Source organism: Lysinibacillus sp. RC46 (assembly GCF_041262385.1).
GTDB lineage: Bacteria > Bacillota > Bacilli > Bacillales_A > Planococcaceae > Lysinibacillus.
The window spans coordinates 1-21654 of the sequence record NZ_JBGCCF010000049.1 but is presented as its reverse complement, the minus strand read 5'-3'; the positions used below and the strand labels follow the sequence as shown (position 1 = coordinate 21654).

Sequence of the window (21654 nt, the reverse complement as noted above, 5' to 3'; positions counted from 1 at the left end):
AATAGAAAAACCGAACTATTCCGAAACACTTCATGAGAGTTTCATTGGATAGTTCGGTATTTTTGTTGGCTGAAACACATTTGTCCCAGCCTCTTAAAAATAGCTTATTGTTTTGTAGAATAGCTTTTTCATCATCACAAAAGCGAACTACCGAGATTTTTACCTTTATCGTCTTTGCACATGCTAATACAAGTAATTAAGCTTACATTTCATTTGCAATCTGTTTAACAATTTCATCAATAGTTGGGATAGCTGAAGTTTTATTGGCCTGTGTCAAAATACTAAAGATATACCACTTGCCACTTTTTCCTTTTACATAACCACTTAAAGAATATGTTCCAGAAATATAGCCTGTTTTAGCAGATACACTATAGCCCTTCATACGATTTTCTAAAGTCGCACCAACAAGGCTACCCTTTCTTCCTGCATGCGGTAATGCATCTAAATATGAGTTATACCAGGATTTACTTCGAACTTTATATAATAATAGACTTTCTTGCATACTATTAACTCGATTTTGATGACTTAAACCTGAACCGTCTTCAAAATACCACTGATCCATAGTAAGCCCATTATCACTACCATATGTACGAATTGCTTGGATGCCAGCCGACCAGCTTCCTTCCCCGAGTCGCTCTCGTCCAAGTTGTTTTGTCAACATATCACCCATGCCATTAATGCTTAGCTTTAAATATTTAAAGTTAATATCAGTTAATGGCTTTGAATACGAAATACCTACTCGCTGTGCATTTTCAGGTACCTTCCCTGTTTCAAGAGGCATTGTTTGGATACCTTTTGCTACTAATTTTTCCCGAAATACATCGAGTGTATATAAGGTTGGATTAAAGACAGTTACATATGTACTTTTCTGTGAACCTGCTGGTAAGTTACCCGTTACAATGATTCGATCTGTACCATATTCTCTTGTAATTTTTACAGTACTTTTCTCGCCCTTTTTAACAATTTTTGTTTTGTTTACAACCGGGATAGTACTTGCAAACGGAACAAGCTGAACATTAGCCGTAGTGCCAACCTTTGAGCCTGTCACTTTCACTTGCACATTTGCAATATCATATTGATCATTTGGCGAAATCGTTAACGCTGAAATACGTGAAGCATAAGGTTGATCCTCTTCTTGAGGTACAATACCCTTCGGTAAGCGATCTTCATCAAACCAAGTATCATCCCCGATTAAAGAACCCGTAATTTTAGAGATACCCATTTTTTTCAGGCCATTGGCGAATGACTCTAAATGACTAGGTAAAAGCGTTGGATCTCCCCCGCCCTGTAAATAAATATTACCGTTTAGTACACCATCTTCAATTGATCCATCGACATATGTCTTCGTAGCAAAGCGATAATCAGGTCCTAATAAATCCAATGCAGCGGCACTAACTAAAAGCTTATGCGTAGAAGCAGGACGTATCATTTTGTCTCCATTATTATTGTAGAGCACTTTCCCTGTTTCTATATCTCGTACGGTAATGCTGTACTCGTTGTTCTTCCAATTCTTCGCAATAATGCTATTCACTTTTGTTGTCATCATTTGCTCACTAGCACCTGCCTTCTCAGGAAAGATGATGGTCGAGTAACAGACCATTAAAATCATTATTAAAAAATTAATTTTCTTTTTCATAGACCCTCCAATTGGCAAATTTCTACTTTTCACGCTTTTATTCTACGGAAAAAATTAGCATTTTACAATAAAACACTTTTTTATTTTACAAAGAATAATGTGTCATCTTTTTTATTCGACAAGAATAAACTGTAATAGCTAGCTAAATCATTTCGGGAAAGGAGTTGTTTTATAAATGGGTGCTAAATGGATAAAGATTTCAGTTTTATATTTAGTGATTGTTTTGGCCTTTGGACTGTTTATGCATTATACAATTCAACTCGAATGGAAGGCGACACATGCACATATTGGTGTAGTAGGTTGGCTAACAACTGGTTTAATCGGTTTAATTTATTCCGTATATAAAGATGCCGCCGAGACAGGATTAGCCAAAGCACAATTTTGGTTTTACAATATTGGATTGCCGTTCCTCTTAGTCGGTATGATGATGGTTTATATAGATGTACCGCGCTGGTTATTTGAACTCTTTGTATCTGGTGGCGGTATCGCAGTAGCAATTTCAGTGCTGTTCTTTGTTGTCAATGTCTTTAAAAATGTAAAATCTTAAATAGAAAGCCCCACTTTTTTCATAGAGTGGGGCTTCATTTATTTTATTGCAATGAATTCGCCTGCATTTGATACATTTTTTCGTAAATGCCGCCCTGCGCTAATAACTCATCATGTGTGCCACGCTCAACAATCTTACCTCGATCTAAGACAAGAATACGATCTGCATTTTTAATAGTAGAAAGTCGGTGAGCGATAATGAATGTTGTACGTCCTTTTTTTAGTACATCCATCGCATGCTGAATAATCTCCTCTGTTTCCGTATCGATATTAGAAGTAGCCTCATCTAAAATTAAAATAGCCGGGTCAAAGGCAAGCGCACGCGCAAAGGAAATTAACTGACGCTGCCCAGACGATAGTGTGCTTCCCTTCTCAATAACAGGCTCATCATAGCCATTTGGCAAGTTCGCTAAAACACGTTCCCCGCCAACAGCTTTTAATGAGGTTTCTATTTTTTCACGTGAAATTTTAGGATTATTCAGGCTAACGTTCGAAGCAATAGTGCCTGTAAATAAGTATGGATCCTGTAGAACAATGCCCATATGTTCACGCATTGTTTGACGAGGAACCGAAGTGATATCAATTCCATCAATCGTAATTTTCCCTTTAGATGGGTCATAGAAACGGAACAATAAGTTCATAATAGAACTTTTCCCAGATCCTGTATGACCAACTAAGGCAATGGTTTCACCTTGGTGTGCTTCAAATGAAAGGTTTTTCAATACGTATTCATCATTTTTATAAGCAAAAGAAACATCTTCAAACACCACATTTCCTTTATATCGAGGTAAACTTTTTTCAGATACCGGCTCCCCGTTAATATCTAACACCTCAAAGACACGCTTTCCTGCTACAAGTGAGCGCTCAAGCTGAGAAAATTGATTGACGATATTCGTGATCGGATTAAATAATCTCGTTAAATAATCAACAAAGGCATATAATGTCCCCGCAGAAATAACTTCCGTTGCCGTAAATGACTGTGTACCAAAGTAGATAATAAAAATAGTAAACATCGTAAGTCTTAATGCATTAACAAGGTTAAAGGAAGTTGCCGAATCAAGGAAAAGCAGCTTGCGTTCATACGCATAATGCTCATTATTCATGTCATCAAATTCCTTCGTCATTTGCTGTTCACGGCGGAATGCTTGAATAATCGTCATCCCTTGAATCGATTCATTAATCATTGCGTTAATATCGGCTATTTTCGTTCTAATAACATCATTATATTTCGAAGCAACTTTACGGTATAAAATCATCCATAAATAAACGATTGGTACCATAGTCAACGCTAGGAATGCCATTTTCCAATTTAAAATGAAGAGTGCGATATAAACACCTACAATAGAAATTAAACTCGTAACGAAGTTTGAAAGTACTTGAACATATAAATTACGAACAGCCTCGGTATCATTCGTGACACGGGCTACAATTTTCCCTGCTGGTAAATTATCGAAGTATTGAATTGGCAATGTTTGAATATGCTCAAATACATCCTTACGTAATTTTTGTACAACACGGTTGGCACCCATTTGTAAATAGATATACATAAAATAGCGTAAAACAGCTGTAGCTATTGCTAAAAGTAAATAGACAACTAATAGCCAAGTAATTGGTTTTAATTCAATGTGGCCAATTGTCATGTAATTATCAATGATATGCTTCGCAATAAACGGCCCAACAAGCTCCGTAAAGACGGCGATTGTTAAGAAAAATAGTCCAAGTAGTATCGGTTTTTTAAAATACATTGCATAGCGTGTTAAACGTTGACTCGTACTCATGAGGCACCTCCTTCTAGCTGCTGACGGTCAAATTGCTCTTTATACCATCCTTGTTGTGAAAGAAGCTGCTCATGTGTTCCCTGCTCTACAATTTGACCTTCATCTAGCACGATAATTAAATCGGCGTGCTGAATTCCTGATAAACGATGCGTTGTAATAATCGTCGTTTTGTCTTGTCGTTCTCGCTGTATATTCTCAATAATTCTTGCCTCTGTTTTGGCGTCTACAGCAGAAAGCGAGTCATCAAGCATTAAAATTTCAGGGTCTTTAATAAGAGCACGCGCAATTGAAACACGTTGCTTTTGACCACCTGAAAGAGATACACCTTTTTCACCAACAAGTGTCTCAAGACCCATTGGTAAATTTTTTAAATCCTTTTCAAAGTATGCTGCACGAACCGCCTGCTGCAACTCAGACTGTGTAGCATCCTCTTTCCCAAATAAAATATTTTCACGAATAGTACGTGAGAATAGAACATGATCCTGTGGAACATAACCAATCCAGTCGAGTAACTGCTCCTTCGTTTGTGCAGTAATATCGACTCCATCAATCGATAGCTGTCCTTCGCCGATTGGATACTCGCGTAATAATTGTCGTAAGAAGGTCGTTTTACCCGCTCCTGTTTTACCAACAATTCCAAGTGTTTGCCCCTTTTTCAATGACAGCGAAATTTCCTGGAGATTTTTCACCTGACTCATTGGATATTGAAATGTTAAATCATCAAAGCCAATTGCACTTGGTGTCGAAATCATTCGTGGATTCGCAATATTCCGAACGTCCGCCTCATAGTTTAGCGTTTCTTGTACACGATCAAGAGAAGCGTTACCTTGTTGCATCACATTGATAAGTTCCCCAATTGCAAATATTGGCCAAACTGCTAGCCCCAAGTAAACATTGAACGTTACAAGCTGCCCAACTGTCATAGCCTCTGTTGCTACTAAATGAGCACCATAGCCAAGCGCTACAACATAACTAATCCCCGTACCGACCTTTGTAATCGGTCCAAATAAGGCGTTAATTTTTGCGGTATGCATATTTTTTTCATACACAATCTCGCTCATCTCTGCAAAATTTGTTTCGTCCTTTTTTTCTTGTACGTATGCCCGTACAACCCGCACACCTGCAACCGACTCTAGAACACTATCATTCAGCTCTCCAAAAACATCCTGCGCCTTCATATAGCGTTCGTGCACAATCTTCCCTAAATATTGAATAAGGATAGCCATGATCGGTACTGGCAGCATTGCAAAAAAAGTAAGCTTCCACGAAATCATAAAACCCATGGCAAAAATAATAAAGCCCATGTAGATTGTGGAATCAACCAATGTCATAATCCCGAAACCAGCGGTCAACGACACTGCGTTTAAATCATTCGTCGCACGTGCCATTAAATCCCCGGTGCGATTTTTTTCATAAAACGTCGGTGTCATGCGTAAAAAATGCTGCATAAGGTTTCGACGTAAAATTTTCTCTAAGTTAATAGCCCCTTCAAATAATCTGAATTGCCACACAAAATTAAGGGCATAACCCCCAATAATGATACACACGAAAATCAAAATATACTTCGTTAAAATAGCTGGTGTCATTTCTCCAGCAGTCAATATATCAATAATTGACCCTAGTAAATACGGTGGAACAACTTCTAAGCCACTCGCAATCATTAATAGCACGACAGCTATAGAATATTGCTTCCAATATTTCTTAAAAAACCAGCCTAATTTACTTAAAACATCAAACATACGTTATAACCTTCTTTCTCTAGTGCTGTTAAAGCTGTGCTACCCACTATCCAGAAATACCTTGATGAAAATCATTTTTTGTACTTTGTTTCGCATACACATGCACTCCTTTTTCATTGTCACTACAACCCTTTTTTGCAACAAAAAAGACACATACCCAAAAAAAGAGCATGTGTCTCTTCATAAAAGGTCAGGAGTTACCCATGCCCTTTATTTGCAACGCAAAATAAAAAAGTTAGAAGACATGGACAATGTATGCAGTTGTGCTTTGATATGATACTGGTAAAATTAACATCGTCATGCCCTCCTCTACTTAAGATTGTTATAGTGTTCTTGAAGATTATCACACTTTAGAAATATTTGTCAACCAACTAACTGTTATTTTTTACGTTTTTCAGGAAATAATTAACGCTTTAAAGCAATGAATTACTACAATTACAATCTTGGAACAAAGTAAACTAGGCACCTTAAATTTAGAATTTCAAACCTATAACTTTTTGTATTGACTTTAACGCAACGTAAGCCTTTATGGTTAGTTTGTATGAACCTAAAGGAGGAAATAAACATGAATGAATTTTATCAAATGCCCTTATTCGTAAAGCTAAAAGTAAGCAATATTGAAAAATCAAAGGAATGGTATGCAAACGTACTCAATTTCAATTCGGTATTTGATTTCCCAGATGCGAACGGAACAACTTCCATGACACATTTGAGAGGAGCCAAGTATCAAGATTTAATGTTATTAAAGGATGAAGAAGTCAGCACTTCTAACTCTGTCATTATTAATGTTTTCTCTAATAATATTCATAGTATTTATCTGGCTGCACTAGAAAATAAAACGAAAATCATTCAACAGCCGACAGTTCAACCATGGAATGCAAAAGAATTAACGATAGAAGATCCAGATGGTTATGTTTTTACAATAACTGAAAGTGTCGATTCCAATAAAGACTTCGATACTGTCATTGACAATGTTAATAATCAATCATAGTAATAAATTATGACATGATTGCAACAGCAGAAACAAGTTCATCTGTTACACTACTTGTGTGAAGCAGATGCTATATGTATACACGTGCGATGGCAGAGTGGCTAAAAGAATCAAGTTCCTTTTACGATGAAGGAACTAAAATCGGTAAGAAGTGTCCTTGATTCCTACAAATAGACAATACGATTGGCTGTGTTAACTAATTAACCTTTACTACTACTCCAACATTTACTATTATGGTTTGCCGCAGTTAAACGAAATAATAGAAACTGTCTTTATTTTCAAGAAGAGCGAAAGTCAACAATCTTCTATTTTTCAATTAAAACATGTTATTGAAACATCGCTGGAAGACCCTGTCGAACAAAGCTAGTTCGATAGGGTCCAAATCAATTTATCGGAACAATTTCAAGGTTTATCGCCCTAATTTTTAAATTTATCGCCTAACTTTTTTAATTTATCACCCAACTTTAATTTAACGCCTAACTATTATCTAAAATGGGTATCTCATGATACACTTTTTAATATAGACATTTTAATAAGGAGTCTTTACTTTGAAATCATTTTTAGCTGTTGGAATCGGCGGATTTTTGGGTGCCATCTGTCGATATAGCCTTGGTCTAGTACTTTCAAATAACGGTGGTTTTCCATTTGCGACACTTTGTATGAACTTAATTGGCTGCTTTTGTTTAGCATGGCTATTTACAACGTTTACAAAGCGAACACCTGTTATTATAGGAATTGGTACTGGCTTTTTTGGTGCTTTTACAACCTTTTCAACATTTTCTTTAGAAACGCTATTACTTTTGCAGGATAGTAAATGGCTACAAGCCGTTCTTTATATTTTTGTAAGTGTTTTTGGCGGTTTAGCTTGTGCATGGCTAGGATTTAAACTAGCAAAGGGGCGCTTCGTATGATAATGATTGGTATCGGTGGATTTTTGGGTGCACTAACAAGATTTTATCTAGGAAGATTGATTGTCCATACATACCCATGGGCAACATTTTTTATTAATATAACGGGTTCTTTTGCACTTGGCTTTCTATTTGCATTACATCCAAATGATTGGATTTGGCAGTTTATAGGGCTTGGTTTTTTAGGAGCATATACGACCTTTTCAACATTTGGTTTTGAATGTTTGCAACTCTTAGAGCAGAAAAAATGGAGGCAAGCGATTATTTATATATGCACTACAGTTTTATTCGGTTTACTTTTCGCGGCACTTGGCTTTGTCCTTGTGTAGCAGCATTTTTGAAATACTAGAGGTGATTTTTTGACACAGCCGTCCATTGAACAATTACAAGCGCTCGAAGCTGAAATTGAACAAACATTATATACTTTAATCGACTTAGAACTAGAAGAAAACTTTCCAGAAATGAATACTCGCTTTGCACAATTACTTGCAAAGGTTCAGGCTACTCAGTTAATTGATTATAAACTTGACGTCCTCGTTGATCCTCAAGGATTGGCAACAGAAACCTGCACTCTACTACAAAGTTTAATAGAAGCAAAGGCTAGACCACAAAAAAGACAACGCCTCCTAACACATCGTATGATTTTAAAAATATGGCTACGTAAAAATCAACGCTTTATGACGGAATTTTTACCACAAATGTTTTAGGTGAGGCGCCCCTCCAATTCTAAGGGCGCCTCCTTTTTCCCCCTTTCAGTTGTTAAATCAAGTTGTGCTGCGTAAAAACAGCGACACCAAAAATTCACGCTTTCCTATCCTCTAAACCTCTTACTTGTTCAATTTCCTTAATTAATATAGCTTTTAAACCAAGCTTGATTAAAAATATGTTGCAAAAATCGACTTTTTATTATAATATTTATTATTGTGAAAAAAATAATATATTTGCTTCTTATCAAGAGAGATGGAGGGACTGGCCCGATGAAATCTCGGCAGCGGAACTTATGATTTAAGTTACTGTGCCAAATCCAGCAGGCAAAGGCTTGATAGATAAGAGGAGTGTTTTATAGATATAAGGCCTCTTCTTGTTGTTACAAGAAGAGGCCTTTTTATCGTAAAAAGAATGGACAAAAGACGTGTCCAATTTTATTTTTTGGAGGTAGACATGAAGAAAGAGAATCCATGGGCGCTGATCCCATTTGTTGTTTTTTTAATTTTATTTATTGGTTCAGGGGTTATTACAGGTGATTTTTACGCCTTCCCTGTCATTGTAGCCATTTCTATTTCAGGCGCTGTGGCTTTGGCAATGAATCGAAAAGAATCGTTTGCGCAAAAGGTTGATATTTTTTGCAAAGGCGCAGGAAACTTAAATGTCATGCTGATGGTCATTATTTTTCTCTTGGCTGGTGCCTTTTCAGCGGTAGCAAAAGGCATGGGGGCAGTGGACTCCACTGTAAACTTTGCTTTATCGGTCGTTCCGCCAAACTTACTTGTCGTAGGCTTGTTCATCATCGCCTGCTTTATCTCCCTATCAATGGGTACATCGGTGGGAACGATTGTTGCACTGGCTCCAATTGGAGTTGGGATAAGCGAGCATATCGACCTTTCCATGGCTTTAGTAATGGCAGCGATTGTTGGCGGTTCGATGTTTGGCGATAATTTATCTTTTATTTCAGATACAACAATTACTGCCGTTCGTTCACAAGGTGCACAAATGAAGGATAAATTTAAGGTGAATTTTTGGATTGTGTTGCCGGCAGCTATTGTAACGAGCCTTATTTTAGGAGTTATCACAATGGGTGAAACTGCACAAGTGGAGCATTTAAGCTATAGTTGGGTAAAAATTGTTCCCTATGTTTTGGTTATTATTTTAGCGTTAGCTGGAATGAATGTTTTCCTTGTTCTGGCATCTGGGATTGTTCTTGCCGGGGCTGTTGGCTTAGCGGATGGCAGCTATCACTTAATGAGCCTTTTTCAAAAGATCGGCGAAGGAATGTCAGGCATGTATGAAATGGCATTCCTTGCGATATTAATAGCTGGAATGGTGGAGGTTATTAAGTTTAACGGAGGGATTGACTTTCTACTTCACCTTGCAACAAAAAGGATTAAATCGAAAAAAGGTGCTGAATTTGGCATTGCCGGCCTAGTGGGTTTAACAAATTTATCTACGGCCAATAATACGATTGCTATTTTAATTGCTGGTCCACTTGCAAAAAATATTGCTGAACAGTATGAGATTGAGCCGAGAAAATCCGCAAGTATATTAGATATTTTCTCCTGTACGATCCAAGGTCTACTGCCATACGGAGCCCAATTCCTGGCAGCCGCAAGCGTAGCCGGAATATCGCCAGTGAGCATGCTGCAATACTCTTTCTATCCAGTCCTTATAGGAATTTGCGGAACCATTGCTATCCTCATCGGATACCCGAAAGAAAAGAAAGCCTGAGCTTCATCACTTAAAAAAAAATATTGTTTTACCATTAAAATAATCCAATTGTTTTGAAAGAAATAATCAAAACGATTGGATTTTTTATTTGAGGCTATTCATTTTTTGTGATAGAGATAATACTTAAAAGTTACAATTACACTTTCTCATTAGTTATTTCGTAGCGTCTATATTTGAACATAAATCCAATTCCAAGAATAGGTCCAATCGCTAATATTGTAAAGATCCACTCCCATCCAATGATCCTCAGTATAATAGGGATTAGATTTATTGAAAATATAGTAAGTAAGAAACCAATACACATTTGAAAAGTAAGGGCTGTACCTACATAATCAACCTCGGCTATGTCTGAAACTAACCTTCCTAAAAACAAAATCATTCTTTGATCTATACGAAAAGGTTGGATTGTCATTTACACAAAATTATTGACTGTCCCTTGATTAAATAATACCAAATACAGGATAAAATTCCTTCGTAAATCTTATCATTGATAAAATAAAAATAATCTACTATTATTTCTTATTGAAATAATAGTAGATTCTCATATTTTATACTATTAGTTACATGAAGCCTGCAGCTTACTGTTTGATGTTTGTAACCACTCACTTAATTGTCATGTTTACCTCTACCATTCATGGCATCATCATATGGTGTATAGGTCATAGTAGGTACTTTCTTTTTCACAAAAACGCGATATATTGCCCGAACCAAAATGCTTGAAAAAATCAGACTTACAATAAGCGCAACACTATTCCCAATATTCATTCCATCCTATCCTTTCTCACTGAGTAGTTAGTTATAGTTTTCCTACTTTGCAAGTGTACTACTAATTAATGTAGGCAACTGTACTATTATATTGTCATCAAACATTGGACATGCCTAGATTGTAATATAATGATCTAAAACACCCCAATTATTTTCGAAATAATTAGATATCTATATTCTACATACTAATACTTCGGCACGAAGTCAAATTTTTCCTGTGGTTCAGTTTATCTTTTCTTCATAACACTACGCTTGGACCAAGCGGCTCATCGAAATCGCCTAGTTGAAACAGAAACCCACCCCCTCATTTTACCGAACATGAAAAAAACAGCTGATAAACTTCAGCTGTTCGTTCTTTATATATGCTTTGATTTTAATCGTAGGTTCTTCCACATATGATAGTATACTCCACCAGAAGTCATCACTGCTGGAACAGTAAAAATAAAGGAATATTCAAATCCTTGCTCTGCAACGTGTTGAATTGTCCCAGTGGTAAACATCATAAATATCCACAAAACCATCGTTATAGCAAGAGAAATAGATGCAGCTAGGTTTACAGGCTTTGCAAGACGCGCTAGTTTATCAATAGAAGACTCAGCGTCACTATATATGGGTGTAGTTTCTGGTGCTGCCTTAAAAATATGCATATCTGCACTAGAACAAACATGTGTCCAGCCACCGTAAGCAAATAGCTCAAAATACTCCTCTTCTTCATCCTTCGGTAATTTACGATAATCAATACTAAAAATGACGTCTTCTGGTTCACCTTTCTCTAGCCCATAGCCAGCACATCGAAATCTTTTTAAATGCCACCCATTTGCCGCTTTTTCACTTAATTCTTTCATATCGCGCTCCTCAAAAAAAGCTAAACCATATGATGCCATATATCTCTTATTTCGCACTATTTTTGCCCCCTTTGTAGTCCCTGCTCTGCCAACTGAATCATGACCTTTCTTCTTTCAATATCTTCGAGCAATATTTCTCGACCTTTATCCGTTAAGACATAGACCTTTCTCCGAGAATCCGAATCATCATGTAGCTGAATAAGTTGTTCAGATAATAGTTTTTTAATAATTGTATAAAGGGATGCTGGACCAACTACGAAAGTCCCCTTTGTTGTCTCCTCTATTAAACTCATGACAGCATAACCATGGCGAGGCTCCGTTAAGGCAGCCATAATATAAAAAACAGAATCTGTTAACTGCTCTAATGATTTCATTGTCTACACCTCCAATATATCACAAAATGATATACCATTAAATAATATATCATTTTGTGATATATAGAGCAACTCTATAAAAAACCCCCTCACAAGTCGTTACTTGGAGGGGATAAATAATTCTACGCTCTTTAATTTTCACTGAACTGGGCGATTCCAACGTAGCTGATATCTGAACATTTCTTTTTTCGTGTTCTTATCTAACAACAAAAACTCATCTCCTGCTTGAATCGCAAAGTAGTTCTCTAATGTACGAACACCCGGATTTTTTTGCTCAGCGTTAACAACACCTATATTTTCTTCCCAAATAATGCGATGGTTTTTCATGTCATATAATAATACGATACTGTCTGCACTTTCTCGCTTCGTTTGTCGATAAGATACAATAGCTGTTTGTTGTTGCAAATCAACATCTAATACGGCAGGATCTAAATTCTTGTATACTTGTATGGCAGGTTCAGCTAATACATTGCTGCTAAATTCTCGAACCTCTTCATAATCCTCCAACGGTTGATTGTGCGAAGCAAAATAACCTGGAATATCGGATTCTATGAAAAATTTTGTAGAAAGATATTTTTCAGCTTTGTTATCTTCAGCTAATTTCTTGCCATCGAAGCGATAAAAGTTCCCATCGACACCCTCTAAATAAAGATTATTCTCTAATAAAACTATATTGTGAGAACCTATATCTAAAACATCTATTAACTGTTTATGCTTTTCCGTAAATTCTTTTTCAGAGAGCTTTTCTTTCCCCGTTTTCATATCTAATAATGAAAGTTTCCCGTATTCACCGTCACGATGATGAACAAGAAGTCCCCCCATAAAATTGCCTATTAAAGTCTCTTTACTTGAAGAAGATTTCGTCCACTGTTTTTCACCTGTTTGCAAATTAATCGCAATAATTTGATGATGTGAAATAATTTGCGTAATGCCATTACCTGTACCGTTATTTTCAGATCCTTTAACCATTTGGACAGCAATTTTCTGTGCATTATCTGTATATATGGGTGATTCTGAATTGATAGGGAAGCTTCGACCAGCTAAACCAAAGGCAATCATCAAAAGATTCCCTAAAAAAGCGTACAGGATAAAAGTTATGACAAGAGCAAAATTAAATCGGCGTTTGAACAAAGCATACAATACTAATAAAAGCCCAACGCCAATGACAATGCCTAAAAAGATATCGTGGATAAACCAACCATTAAAACGCCATGAATCTATATAACGTTGAAAAAAATTGTCCAATTCTCCTCCCCCTCATCAGATCAATTTCGCCTCGGCGTAATTGCGTTAGGATTTTGAATTGTGCCCAGGCCTGCACGAGGGCCGACACGATGTCGGTCATTTCGGTAATACCACAGGACGTGGTGTTTTTACCGATGCAGGTCAGTTAGCCGTTTTAGCTGGATGCGAAGGTTTTAGGCTAACTTCCTTTATTCATTCCTTTAAAAAATCCGTAACATCCACCGGAGGCTTTAGGCCAATACGATGTTGGTCACTCAGTCGTTGCCACAGGACGTGGCGTTCTTAGACTGAGTTCCTCTATTTCAGTAGATGTTTGGACACCTTGAAAAGAAACCACATCCTCATTCATCTCACCACTTTAAGAGGTAGGAGTCTTCTACTGAATGAAGATATACTGTTTTTCACGTTTAACTAAAATCAGAATAAAGGACATAGCGACCACATTCTAAGCATCGAAATAAATACCCTTGATGATGCCCATTATTCATAAGTGATTCTGATAACTCTTCAATAGAAAAACCAGTATAATTTTCAAATTGTTCTGTAATGCCCAACTCCACTAACTCACTCCAGCCAACATAGCCAATAAATGCACAATAATCTGAGCAATGAGCCATCCAATTATTACCTTGCCAATTAATAAAACCAGGTGTTCTACACATTACTTCCTCAGTAAAACTGGAATTTATAACATTCTCATCATTTAGTAAGTCCTGCTGGAAAGAACCGTCGTATTTTTTAGCAGCTGCACCACTATGTATACATGTAGGACAGAGATAATCAACCTCTTCAACAGCATAAATACTTCCAGTATAATAAACATCTACTTCCTGTTCGCAGCAATCACAAGTTACATCTTCTTCCGCTTCAAAGATTTTAGATTTTAATGGGTCTGGCAAATACTTAAATTTAGGTATTATTGTTTTAATTATTTTATCCTCTCTAATTTTACAAGGATACAAAGGTTTCACACAATTCGGATTATCTATGTAATATTTTATTGATCCAAATTTTTTCTGATCTTTCTTGTTCCCTACATCCATAACTAAAGTGAAAATCTTATAGGCATCCGAATACATCCTAAGCATACAGTAGATGTCTGCGAGTATCCTAAAATTACCTTCAGTTTGCTCTTGAAGTTTCACTTTTTCCTTAAACTCATGCATTTGATTAATACTGGCTGGATCAGAAGGATTAAAATTTCTTCTTTGTTCATGCCATTCTTCTAAAATAGTCATATATTAAATTCTCCTAAATTTGGTTTTGACGTTTCCCGATTACATTGTAAAAGAATAATCTTTTATGACTGTACAAATTTCCACGTTATATTCCATGTACCATTTTTCTTTTCCGAATTGCTGTGCAACTAGATGTTTTGAATTTTCTTTCCATGCTTGGATGGCCTCTAGTGACTCCCAATAGGATACAGTAATTCCTTTCCCTTCAGCATCTCTAGCACTTTCTACACGAAGAAATCCAGGTTGCTTTTGTGCTAGTTCGTCCATCACTTCTGCCATCTTGGCATAGCCTTCCCCATCCTCATCTGTTCTTTGTGATGTAAAAATTACAGCATAATATGTTTCCATAGCTATTTACTCCCACCTTTTTATGTATTATTGTAAACGATAAATACTTTTATGAAAATCGAAATATGGAATGCAGAAAGGATTGTGACAAATGAGTATTAATCCAAATATGGCTGAAATTGCTTCTCTCCTTGGAGAAACTTCAAGAGCTACGATGCTAGCTAGTATGATGGATGGTCGTTTTCATACAGCAAGTGAATTAGCTTATATGGCTGCCATTAAACCCCAGACAGCTAGCTTTCATCTTGCAAAGTTAGTAGACGGTAAACTTGTGAAAGTAGAGAAACAAGGCCGTCATCGATATTTTCAATTAGCAGACGAAGAAATTGCTCATTTACTAGAATCCTTCCTAGCGATTTCTCCACCACCTGAAGTACGCTCATTAAAACAATCAAGCCAAATGAAATTACTACAAGGTGCAAGAACTTGCTATGACCATTTAGCTGGTAAACTAGGTGTTCAATTAACAGACTCTTTGGTTAACGCAGGCTATCTAAAACTAGAAGAAAAGCAGTTTCTCATAACAGCTGAAGGTGCACAATTTTTTATAGATTTCGGTCTTGATTTAGATGATTTAAAAAGAAAGCGTCGATCATTTTCCCATGCATGTTTGGATTGGAGTGAACGACGTTATCATCTAGCTGGTGCTCTTGGTCAAGGAATGCTTACACATTTTTTAAGTTTGGGTTGGGTGACTCGTGTCCCGTCTATTCGTGCCATTAAAGTGACTGAAAAAGGAAGGGCTGGCTTTAAAGACGTTTTTCAGTTAGATGTATAAACTAGCACAGGGCTCTGCCTACTTTCCGCGGACAGTCTATATTCGACTCCCCGCGGATATTTTTTTTGCGTTAGCCGTAAAGTTACGGTTCACCAAATAAATACCGACAATTATAAACAGCCCTCCTACGACTAGCGATGGTTTTAATGGTTCATTTAATAGTATCCAGCCTGTTATCACGCCGAAAAAAGGAGCTAAAAACAAAAAGGCACTCGTTTTTCCAGGATCACTATTTTGTAAAAGATAATACCAGCCGGCAAATTGAACAATTGACGAGAAAATGCTAAGCCATAATAAAATGGATACTGAATGAACATTCACAGTAAAAAATGGTTGTTCTAACACGAAACTTGCCATTAAAAGTAGTAAACCACCAAAAAGCATTTGATAGGCTGAAAGCACCCATGTATCAAATGATACTCCCCACTTTTTAGCTAGTAATGTCGCAATTGCCCAAAAAACAGCTGAAAGAAAACCAAAAAGAATGCCGATTTCACCTTCAATCTGTATACCCATTGTAATCGTAACACCAATTAACCCCAAGAAAACACCACACCATTGATACAATCGGTAACGTGCTTTCGTAAATATTGTAGCGAATATAACTACAAGCAAAGGATTCGTAAACGTTAGAATAGAAGATTCACTTGCTGTAATTGTCCGTAAGCTTAAAAAAATACAGCCCATTACACCCGCAGTTTGAAATGCTCCAATCGTTAAAATTTTCATCCAGCCTTCTTTTGAAGTAGGATGAGGTCTTTTTAACGCTAATACGACGACAGCCATCAAAATCCCTGCCAGTAGAAAGCGGAGTGCAGCCAATAACAGTGGAGATGCATAAGGCAATCCCAATTTAACAATGGCAAACGAAGATCCCATTAAAAAGGTCGTTAAAACTAACAATGCTGTAAATTTATAAATATTCATTATTTGTCCCCCTATTTCTATGTTTAAGAACATTATAGACAGGAAAAACTTCAACTCTTATCGAAGTATGGAATACAATAATGGAGGAAGGAACTTTTTTCAGTTTCATTTCATTTTTATATGCGTATACTTAGTTGAATATAGTATATAGGAGGAAGCTGCTTTGAAAATATTACTAGCAGAAGACGATGCACGGTTAAGAAGAAATATCGTTCATATTTTAAAGAAAGAATTTCATAATGTGACTGAAGCGGAGAATGGACAGGAAGCGCTAGACCATACGCTTACAGAACAATACGATCTTGTTATTTTAGATTGGATGATGCCGCACCTTAGTGGAATTCAAGTGTGCCAGCAGCTACGAAACACTGGATTCAATGGTAGTATTTTAATGCTAACAGCGAAGGACGACACAGAGGACATCATTAAAGGTCTTGATAGTGGCGCAGATGATTACATAGTAAAACCATTTAAAATAGAGGAACTGTTAGCAAGAGTTCGCGCATTACTACGAAGAAAAGATAAAGTGATAGAACAGGTCATCCAGATCGATCAATTACAGCTGAATGTAGATTCTCGTGTGTTTTTGTACAATAATGAAGTAGTTGATCTAACTAAAAATGAATTTTTACTTTTGGAGTATTTATTTATCAATAAAGGTCGTGTACTAACTAGAGAACAAATTTGTATTTATATTTGGGGCTACGATTACGATGTTTCGAATAATTCCTTAGATGCTTTAGTCAAGCTTGTTCGAAAAAAAATTGATGATGGTCAATCCAAATCACGTATTCAAAACGTTAGAGGGATTGGCTATAAACTGAGGGAAGACTAATGTTTCATAAAACGAAAAAAAAATTATCCTTTTTGTATGCAACGCTTTACTTATTGTTATTTTCACTATTCGTTATTGTTATATACTTTTCCCTCGTAAAATTAATGGAAAATCAACAAATAAACGAATTAGAAGACTTTTATGGTAAGCAAGAGCATGATTTCTTTGAACATGTTCATGCAGACACTAAAACTTTAAATTTTGACCCAAATCGCAGTTTTTTTTACTATATTTACACAAAAGATCATAAGTTTGTCCATGGTGATGAATCTTACAAGGGTCTGAAGAATCAGATTGAAAAAGCGTTTGGGAATGAAAATCCTGATGAGGAGCTCATACAACATTATGAATGGCAAGAAGAGCATTTTCTAATTTTGAAAAAGCCAATTTACAACGATGATACTGTAGCAGGCTATATTTTCGTTGGTAAATCTGTGACGTCACAGCATCACTTTTTCCAGATGACAAAGTATTTACTAATAGTATTAACTTGTATTTCTACGATCTTAATCGGTCTATTGGCCTATTATTTAGCTGGTAAAGCGATGGTCCCTATTCAATGGTCGTTCGATAAACAAAAAAAGTTCGTATCCGATGCTTCCCATGAATTACGAACACCATTAAGTATTTTTTATAGTTCACTTGAAATTTTAGAATTGGAAGAAGAAAAGCAATTAAGCCCTTTTGGGAAGGAATTAATTGTGGACTTAAAAGATGAGGCTGAAATAATGAAAGAGCTCATAGATAAACTGCTGTTCTTAGCAAGACACGATCAGCAGCAGGTTTCCATTCAAAAAGAAAGCATACCATTATCAACATTACTCCTAAAAGTGAGCACGAAATTTCAAAGGATTATGCCTCCTGACATACAGTTTTCTACTGAAATCCAAGAAAACATCGAGCTGCTTGGTGATGCTTCAAAGATACAAGAGCTGCTCTATATTCTTTTAGACAATGCGATAAGATATACAAATAGTGGAGCAATAACACTGACGCTTTTAAAAAATAGAGATTCTGTAAAAATTACTGTTGCTGATAGCGGCGTTGGTATGACTGAACAGGAATTACCTTTAGTGTTTGAGCGATTTTACCGAAGTGATGCTGCTCGTCAACGAAATGGTACTGGTTTAGGTCTTGCCATAGCAAAAGCAATAGTGGAGCAGCATGAGGGGGAAATTTATGCGACAAGTAAAGTCGATAAAGGCACTACATTTCATATTGAATTCCCAATATAAACATTATTCAACATAAAGGAAGCGGGGCTTTTTAAAACAGCCCCGCTTCCTCTTAATTATTGTTGTGACGTTGAAATATTTACTTTTTTCATGAACTGGCTTATTGTTCTTGCAACCAGCACTAACATGGTAATTCCCCCAGAAACTACATAAAACATAATAATCAACGTATTTTCTGTATCCGTTCCTATTAACACTCCATGAGCAAGTGATAATGCCCATGCTGGTAACACAAGAAAGTGTAGCTTTTTCCATAACGAGCGATTCATTGTTCGAATCCATAAATCCGATGTCATGACTACCATTAAAAATAAATAAAATGCTATTGTTCCAAGTGCCGATGGTAGAGACTGATATTTAGCGGAGAACGGAATTAAAATCCCCATTATACTATAAGGCTGATAATGATCGATTAAAAGCACTAACATATGCGCAATTACGGTAATTAATCCTAGCCATCCAGCATTTTGATGTATATGATAAATTAAGTTTTTATGGGATTTGACAAATGCTGCTTTTCTCAACAAACCAAATATAATGGAAATTGTAAAATAAAAATACGCTAAAAACCCTAATAATCGAATCCATTCCCACGTACTGATGATCATTTATTTCACCCCCGTCATTCTCCAGTTTGCTACTTGCCCTTCTTTAACAATGAAGCGGGCACTTTGTTGACAATTATTTTCGAACCATTGCTGCAATTCACCTTCATCCATAAGAAAGCATAGTTTGGCACCAACCTCTGCATCACATAATGAGGACGTTACGACTGAAGCTTGTAAGACTTCTGTATTAGCTATTTCACCTGTTTGTCCGTTTAATAAATGATGTTTCTTCATGGATCCTTGCATCCAGCTTCGATACACTCGATTGGATGTAGCGATAGCACCTGTTTTCATTTTGATGGAGCTAATTTCCTTGTCGATATCCCAGGCATCTGCAACACCAATTGTCCAAGTTTTTTCCCCAGAAGACCACATTTTCATATCCCCTCCCCCATCTATTAGTCCGAAATCGGGAGATATCTCTTGCTCAAGCCACTTCGCCAATATTTCAATGGCATACCCTTTGGCAAATCCACCTAAATCAATTTCCTGCTGAGCTACCTTCATGACTTGCTCATCGCCTAGAAATTGAAATGGTTGATTAGCAATAAGAGGTTTGTTCTGAAATACCTTGCTTTTAGCTGAATCAAATGGGAAAGATTGATTGTAGCCATGCTGTTCTAATTGGCGTTTAAGATACGGTGAAAATAAACCGTTAGAAAGTTGATAATATTGATTTGCTTGCATTAAACAATCATACAGTAACGAATTAATGCGTAGCGTTTCTCCAATTTTCAAATCATTTAGTTGTGATAATTCATTATTCGCTTGAAATCTTGACCATTCTTTTGCTACGTATTGAAGCCATTTCTCCGCTTTATCTTTCCATACGAAATAAACACCTTTTGGCATAGCTATATAAAATTCAGTATTCATTATTTGCAAAGTTAGTGTATCCACACGACCAACTCCATTAAGTTCTTTTCGTTTTGCGCTCGCTTTTAACAGCAGGCTGACTTGTCATTTCAAAGTTTGTCCAATCCAGCTGAGCTAGTTCTTTTTCTTTTTCCGTCATATTTTTCTGATCTACTTCCTGAATATTTTTTGTACGTGTAGTTTCGGCTTCTGTTGGATTGTTAATTTGGGTTAGTATCGCTGCAGATAAAAGTATCCCTGACGCCCCTAATACCCATTTTGCCTTTTTCGGATCTTTCATAGTGCTTCCCCCCTAATTCGTAATTGGTTGGCAGACAAATGTTTGATTATTTTCTTGCCACTCTGCTATATAGCCTAAGCCATTCGTTATTGTACTAATCGGTACATATAATTCTTCATTCATGTAAAATACTTGTGCAGGAGATGGTGTTTTCACATTGTTATCATAAACAACGTTAGTTCCTGCTCGGTAAATTAATTCATTTGCTCCATTTCGGACGTCTAAAATTTTACTTTCTTTGTAAAATGTCGCTTTTGCTCCTAGGGCCTGTGCTACTGCTTTACCCGGTACAAAAAATTCACCGTCTTTTGGTACAATAAAAAAGCTTAGCTCCTTATTTGTCCCTTCTACCTTTAACGTGACTTTTTGAGAGTTTATAAAAGGTAGCACTTCTTTATCTGCAGCAACTGTTCGTGTCCAAATATTCCAAGTACCTTTCGCACTTACTGCGTCTTGAAAATAATAAGTTTCCCCTTCTTCTTCATCGTCATAGTAATATTTCTTATCGTCATCATCATCGTCGTCTTTATAGTCCTTATATTCTTTATACTTTTCATGTTTTTTATCTTTATGTTCGTGATCATCTGCATGTACGACTACGTCATTTGTTATAAAACCTGTCAATATAAGAACTACAACAAGACTAATTTTTTTCATTTTCATCTACACTACTCCTTTCCTTTGACTTCATTGTAGGTTTTAAAAATGATATAAGACTGAATTTTTCAAACAAATTTTTACATACAATAAAAAGCCATTTCTACGGACAGATTCCTCTGCTTAGAAATAGCTTAGTTCATAAATCTATGATTCTTTTGTATATCTTGGTAAAAACTATCCTACAATTATAAAAATCAGCGTAACATTTGATATACTCTTTACATTCACTTTAAATTACTAACAACCAATTTTGAAAGGAAAATATGTCTTAAATGAAGGTTAACATTAAAATTATAGAAAAACTTAAAGAAGAATCATGTACATTTAACATTCACAAAGTAACGTCTTTTATTCAAGATATCGTATCAACTCTTGAAAAAAGCTCCGACAACTATTTACTAGCAAAGTCTACATCCAAAAACGAACAAGAAAAAATTCCTTATTCCAATATATTTTATTTAGAATATCTTGAACGAAAAATATTCATTTATACAAATGATACTATTTGAATCAATTTCATAAATCACTTTTTTCAAGAGCTTAGACTGCTCCTATTAAGAAAACTTACGTTTTTAAAAATTATGCTGCTTGAGTTTGTAC

Annotated in this window: 24 protein-coding genes and 1 riboswitch; of the genes, 10 read left to right on the top strand and 14 right to left on the bottom strand. The window is 36.2% G+C overall.

Features of this window, described 5'->3' with window-relative positions; all coding sequences use genetic code 11:
• Window positions 1-202: 202 nt before the first annotated feature.
• On the bottom strand, window positions 203-1636 hold the full coding sequence (dacB, locus tag ABH966_RS25630) for a D-alanyl-D-alanine carboxypeptidase/D-alanyl-D-alanine endopeptidase (RefSeq protein WP_370083414.1): 1434 nt from the start codon (window positions 1634-1636) through the stop codon (window positions 203-205).
• A gap of 175 nt (window positions 1637-1811) precedes the next feature.
• Between dacB and ABH966_RS25625 the strand changes: the two genes are divergently transcribed.
• A complete protein-coding gene (locus ABH966_RS25625; RefSeq protein ID WP_370083413.1) occupies window positions 1812-2183 on the top strand; it encodes a hypothetical protein in 372 nt (123 codons plus the stop codon).
• Between the two features lie 43 nt (window positions 2184-2226).
• Here ABH966_RS25625 and ABH966_RS25620 read toward each other — a convergent pair whose 3' ends face one another.
• Complete coding sequence (locus ABH966_RS25620; protein ID WP_370083412.1) at window positions 2227-3960, bottom strand: ABC transporter ATP-binding protein; 1734 nt, start codon at window positions 3958-3960, stop codon at window positions 2227-2229.
• Window positions 3957-5699 (bottom strand): ABC transporter ATP-binding protein, encoded by a 1743-nt coding sequence (locus ABH966_RS25615; RefSeq protein ID WP_370083411.1) that lies wholly within the window; start codon window positions 5697-5699, stop codon window positions 3957-3959. The genes ABH966_RS25620 and ABH966_RS25615 overlap by 4 nt, the downstream gene beginning before the upstream one ends.
• 565 nt (window positions 5700-6264) lie before the next feature.
• On the opposite strand from ABH966_RS25615, the gene ABH966_RS25610 reads away from it, so the two are divergent.
• From ABH966_RS25610 to ABH966_RS25590, 5 genes are all read left to right on the top strand, one after another.
• Window positions 6265-6690 (top strand): VOC family protein, encoded by a 426-nt coding sequence (locus ABH966_RS25610; protein WP_370083410.1) that lies wholly within the window; start codon window positions 6265-6267, stop codon window positions 6688-6690.
• A gap of 548 nt (window positions 6691-7238) precedes the next feature.
• On the top strand, window positions 7239-7601 hold the full coding sequence (crcB, locus tag ABH966_RS25605; protein WP_370083409.1) for a fluoride efflux transporter CrcB: 363 nt from the start codon (window positions 7239-7241) through the stop codon (window positions 7599-7601).
• A complete protein-coding gene (crcB, locus tag ABH966_RS25600; protein ID WP_370083408.1) occupies window positions 7598-7927 on the top strand; it encodes a fluoride efflux transporter CrcB in 330 nt (109 codons plus the stop codon). Before crcB (ABH966_RS25605) ends, crcB (ABH966_RS25600) begins: the two co-directional genes overlap by 4 nt.
• 30 nt (window positions 7928-7957) lie before the next feature.
• Window positions 7958-8305, top strand: a complete 348-nt coding sequence (locus ABH966_RS25595) for a hypothetical protein (RefSeq protein WP_370083407.1) — start codon at window positions 7958-7960, stop codon at window positions 8303-8305.
• Window positions 8306-8543: 238 nt separating this feature from the next.
• Window positions 8544-8651, top strand: a riboswitch (SAM riboswitch).
• Between the two features lie 108 nt (window positions 8652-8759).
• Entirely contained in the window at window positions 8760-10040 is a 1281-nt protein-coding gene (locus ABH966_RS25590; protein WP_370083406.1) for a Na+/H+ antiporter NhaC family protein, read from the top strand.
• A 606-nt stretch (window positions 10041-10646) separates the two neighbouring features.
• Here ABH966_RS25590 and ABH966_RS25585 read toward each other — a convergent pair.
• The 6 genes from ABH966_RS25585 to ABH966_RS25560 form a co-directional block, all read right to left on the bottom strand.
• Window positions 10647-10805, bottom strand: a complete 159-nt coding sequence (locus tag ABH966_RS25585; RefSeq protein ID WP_370083405.1) for a DUF3951 domain-containing protein — start codon at window positions 10803-10805, stop codon at window positions 10647-10649.
• 356 nt (window positions 10806-11161) lie between these two features.
• Complete coding sequence (locus ABH966_RS25580) at window positions 11162-11707, bottom strand: DUF2812 domain-containing protein (protein WP_370083404.1); 546 nt, start codon at window positions 11705-11707, stop codon at window positions 11162-11164.
• Window positions 11707-12024, bottom strand: coding sequence for a PadR family transcriptional regulator (locus tag ABH966_RS25575; RefSeq protein ID WP_370083403.1), 318 nt, complete (start codon window positions 12022-12024; stop codon window positions 11707-11709). The genes ABH966_RS25580 and ABH966_RS25575 overlap by 1 nt, the downstream gene beginning before the upstream one ends.
• Window positions 12025-12162: 138 nt before the next feature.
• Window positions 12163-13269, bottom strand: a complete 1107-nt coding sequence (locus tag ABH966_RS25570; RefSeq protein WP_370083402.1) for a PA2928 family protein — start codon at window positions 13267-13269, stop codon at window positions 12163-12165.
• 407 nt (window positions 13270-13676) lie between these two features.
• Window positions 13677-14507 carry a CbrC family protein gene (locus tag ABH966_RS25565; protein WP_370083401.1) on the bottom strand — a complete coding sequence of 277 codons (831 nt, stop codon included), beginning with the start codon at window positions 14505-14507 and terminating at the stop codon, window positions 13677-13679.
• 39 nt (window positions 14508-14546) lie between these two features.
• Window positions 14547-14855 carry an antibiotic biosynthesis monooxygenase family protein gene (locus ABH966_RS25560; protein ID WP_370083400.1) on the bottom strand — a complete coding sequence of 103 codons (309 nt, stop codon included), beginning with the start codon at window positions 14853-14855 and terminating at the stop codon, window positions 14547-14549.
• A gap of 91 nt (window positions 14856-14946) precedes the next feature.
• On the opposite strand from ABH966_RS25560, the gene ABH966_RS25555 reads away from it, so the two are divergent.
• The gene (locus tag ABH966_RS25555; protein WP_370083399.1) at window positions 14947-15633 is read left to right on the top strand and encodes an ArsR/SmtB family transcription factor; all 687 of its coding nucleotides are present in this window, start codon (window positions 14947-14949) and stop codon (window positions 15631-15633) included.
• Window positions 15634-15669: 36 nt separating this feature from the next.
• Here ABH966_RS25555 and ABH966_RS25550 read toward each other — a convergent pair whose 3' ends face one another.
• A complete protein-coding gene (locus ABH966_RS25550; RefSeq protein ID WP_370083398.1) occupies window positions 15670-16560 on the bottom strand; it encodes a DMT family transporter in 891 nt (296 codons plus the stop codon).
• A gap of 163 nt (window positions 16561-16723) precedes the next feature.
• Between ABH966_RS25550 and ABH966_RS25545 the strand changes: the two genes are divergently transcribed.
• A complete protein-coding gene (locus tag ABH966_RS25545; protein WP_370083397.1) occupies window positions 16724-17395 on the top strand; it encodes a response regulator transcription factor in 672 nt (223 codons plus the stop codon).
• Window positions 17395-18630, top strand: a complete 1236-nt coding sequence (locus tag ABH966_RS25540) for a sensor histidine kinase (RefSeq protein WP_370083396.1) — start codon at window positions 17395-17397, stop codon at window positions 18628-18630. The genes ABH966_RS25545 and ABH966_RS25540 overlap by 1 nt, the downstream gene beginning before the upstream one ends.
• Before the next feature lie 56 nt (window positions 18631-18686).
• Here ABH966_RS25540 and ABH966_RS25535 read toward each other — a convergent pair whose 3' ends face one another.
• Genes ABH966_RS25535 through ABH966_RS25520 form a run of 4 tightly spaced genes read right to left on the bottom strand, consistent with a single transcriptional unit; the run spans window position 18687 to window position 21057 of the window.
• Window positions 18687-19238, bottom strand: a complete 552-nt coding sequence (locus ABH966_RS25535; protein WP_370083395.1) for a ferric reductase-like transmembrane domain-containing protein — start codon at window positions 19236-19238, stop codon at window positions 18687-18689.
• The gene (locus tag ABH966_RS25530) at window positions 19239-20138 is read right to left on the bottom strand and encodes an FAD:protein FMN transferase (protein WP_370083394.1); all 900 of its coding nucleotides are present in this window, start codon (window positions 20136-20138) and stop codon (window positions 19239-19241) included.
• Between the two features lie 13 nt (window positions 20139-20151).
• The gene (locus tag ABH966_RS25525; RefSeq protein WP_370083393.1) at window positions 20152-20394 is read right to left on the bottom strand and encodes a hypothetical protein; all 243 of its coding nucleotides are present in this window, start codon (window positions 20392-20394) and stop codon (window positions 20152-20154) included.
• A 12-nt stretch (window positions 20395-20406) separates the two neighbouring features.
• Window positions 20407-21057, bottom strand: coding sequence for a copper amine oxidase N-terminal domain-containing protein (locus ABH966_RS25520; protein WP_370083392.1), 651 nt, complete (start codon window positions 21055-21057; stop codon window positions 20407-20409).
• A gap of 269 nt (window positions 21058-21326) precedes the next feature.
• Between ABH966_RS25520 and ABH966_RS25515 the strand changes: the two genes are divergently transcribed.
• Window positions 21327-21563, top strand: a complete 237-nt coding sequence (locus tag ABH966_RS25515) for a hypothetical protein (protein ID WP_370083391.1) — start codon at window positions 21327-21329, stop codon at window positions 21561-21563.
• Window positions 21564-21654: the final 91 nt, after the last annotated feature.

Bases quoted from the DNA above. Each gene is read 5' to 3' on its own strand.
- ABH966_RS25555 (WP_370083399.1), top strand. From the start codon at position 14,947: ATGAGTATTAATCCAAATATGGCTGAAATTGCTTCTCTCCTTGGAGAA.
- dacB (WP_370083414.1), bottom strand. From the start codon at position 1,636: ATGAAAAAGAAAATTAATTTTTTAATAATGATTTTAATGGTCTGTTAC.
- ABH966_RS25590 (WP_370083406.1), top strand. From the start codon at position 8,760: ATGAAGAAAGAGAATCCATGGGCGCTGATCCCATTTGTTGTTTTTTTA.
- ABH966_RS25520 (WP_370083392.1), bottom strand. From the start codon at position 21,057: ATGAAAATGAAAAAAATTAGTCTTGTTGTAGTTCTTATATTGACAGGT.
- ABH966_RS25540 (WP_370083396.1), top strand. From the start codon at position 17,395: ATGTTTCATAAAACGAAAAAAAAATTATCCTTTTTGTATGCAACGCTT.
- ABH966_RS25625 (WP_370083413.1), top strand. From the start codon at position 1,812: ATGGGTGCTAAATGGATAAAGATTTCAGTTTTATATTTAGTGATTGTT.
- ABH966_RS25535 (WP_370083395.1), bottom strand. From the start codon at position 19,238: ATGATCATCAGTACGTGGGAATGGATTCGATTATTAGGGTTTTTAGCG.
- ABH966_RS25560 (WP_370083400.1), bottom strand. From the start codon at position 14,855: ATGGAAACATATTATGCTGTAATTTTTACATCACAAAGAACAGATGAG.
- ABH966_RS25525 (WP_370083393.1), bottom strand. From the start codon at position 20,394: ATGAAAGATCCGAAAAAGGCAAAATGGGTATTAGGGGCGTCAGGGATA.
- ABH966_RS25610 (WP_370083410.1), top strand. From the start codon at position 6,265: ATGAATGAATTTTATCAAATGCCCTTATTCGTAAAGCTAAAAGTAAGC.
- ABH966_RS25515 (WP_370083391.1), top strand. From the start codon at position 21,327: ATGAAGGTTAACATTAAAATTATAGAAAAACTTAAAGAAGAATCATGT.
- crcB (WP_370083408.1), top strand. From the start codon at position 7,598: ATGATAATGATTGGTATCGGTGGATTTTTGGGTGCACTAACAAGATTT.
- ABH966_RS25550 (WP_370083398.1), bottom strand. From the start codon at position 16,560: ATGAATATTTATAAATTTACAGCATTGTTAGTTTTAACGACCTTTTTA.
- ABH966_RS25620 (WP_370083412.1), bottom strand. From the start codon at position 3,960: ATGAGTACGAGTCAACGTTTAACACGCTATGCAATGTATTTTAAAAAA.
- ABH966_RS25585 (WP_370083405.1), bottom strand. From the start codon at position 10,805: ATGAATATTGGGAATAGTGTTGCGCTTATTGTAAGTCTGATTTTTTCA.
- ABH966_RS25615 (WP_370083411.1), bottom strand. From the start codon at position 5,699: ATGTTTGATGTTTTAAGTAAATTAGGCTGGTTTTTTAAGAAATATTGG.
- ABH966_RS25565 (WP_370083401.1), bottom strand. From the start codon at position 14,507: ATGACTATTTTAGAAGAATGGCATGAACAAAGAAGAAATTTTAATCCT.
- ABH966_RS25575 (WP_370083403.1), bottom strand. From the start codon at position 12,024: ATGAAATCATTAGAGCAGTTAACAGATTCTGTTTTTTATATTATGGCT.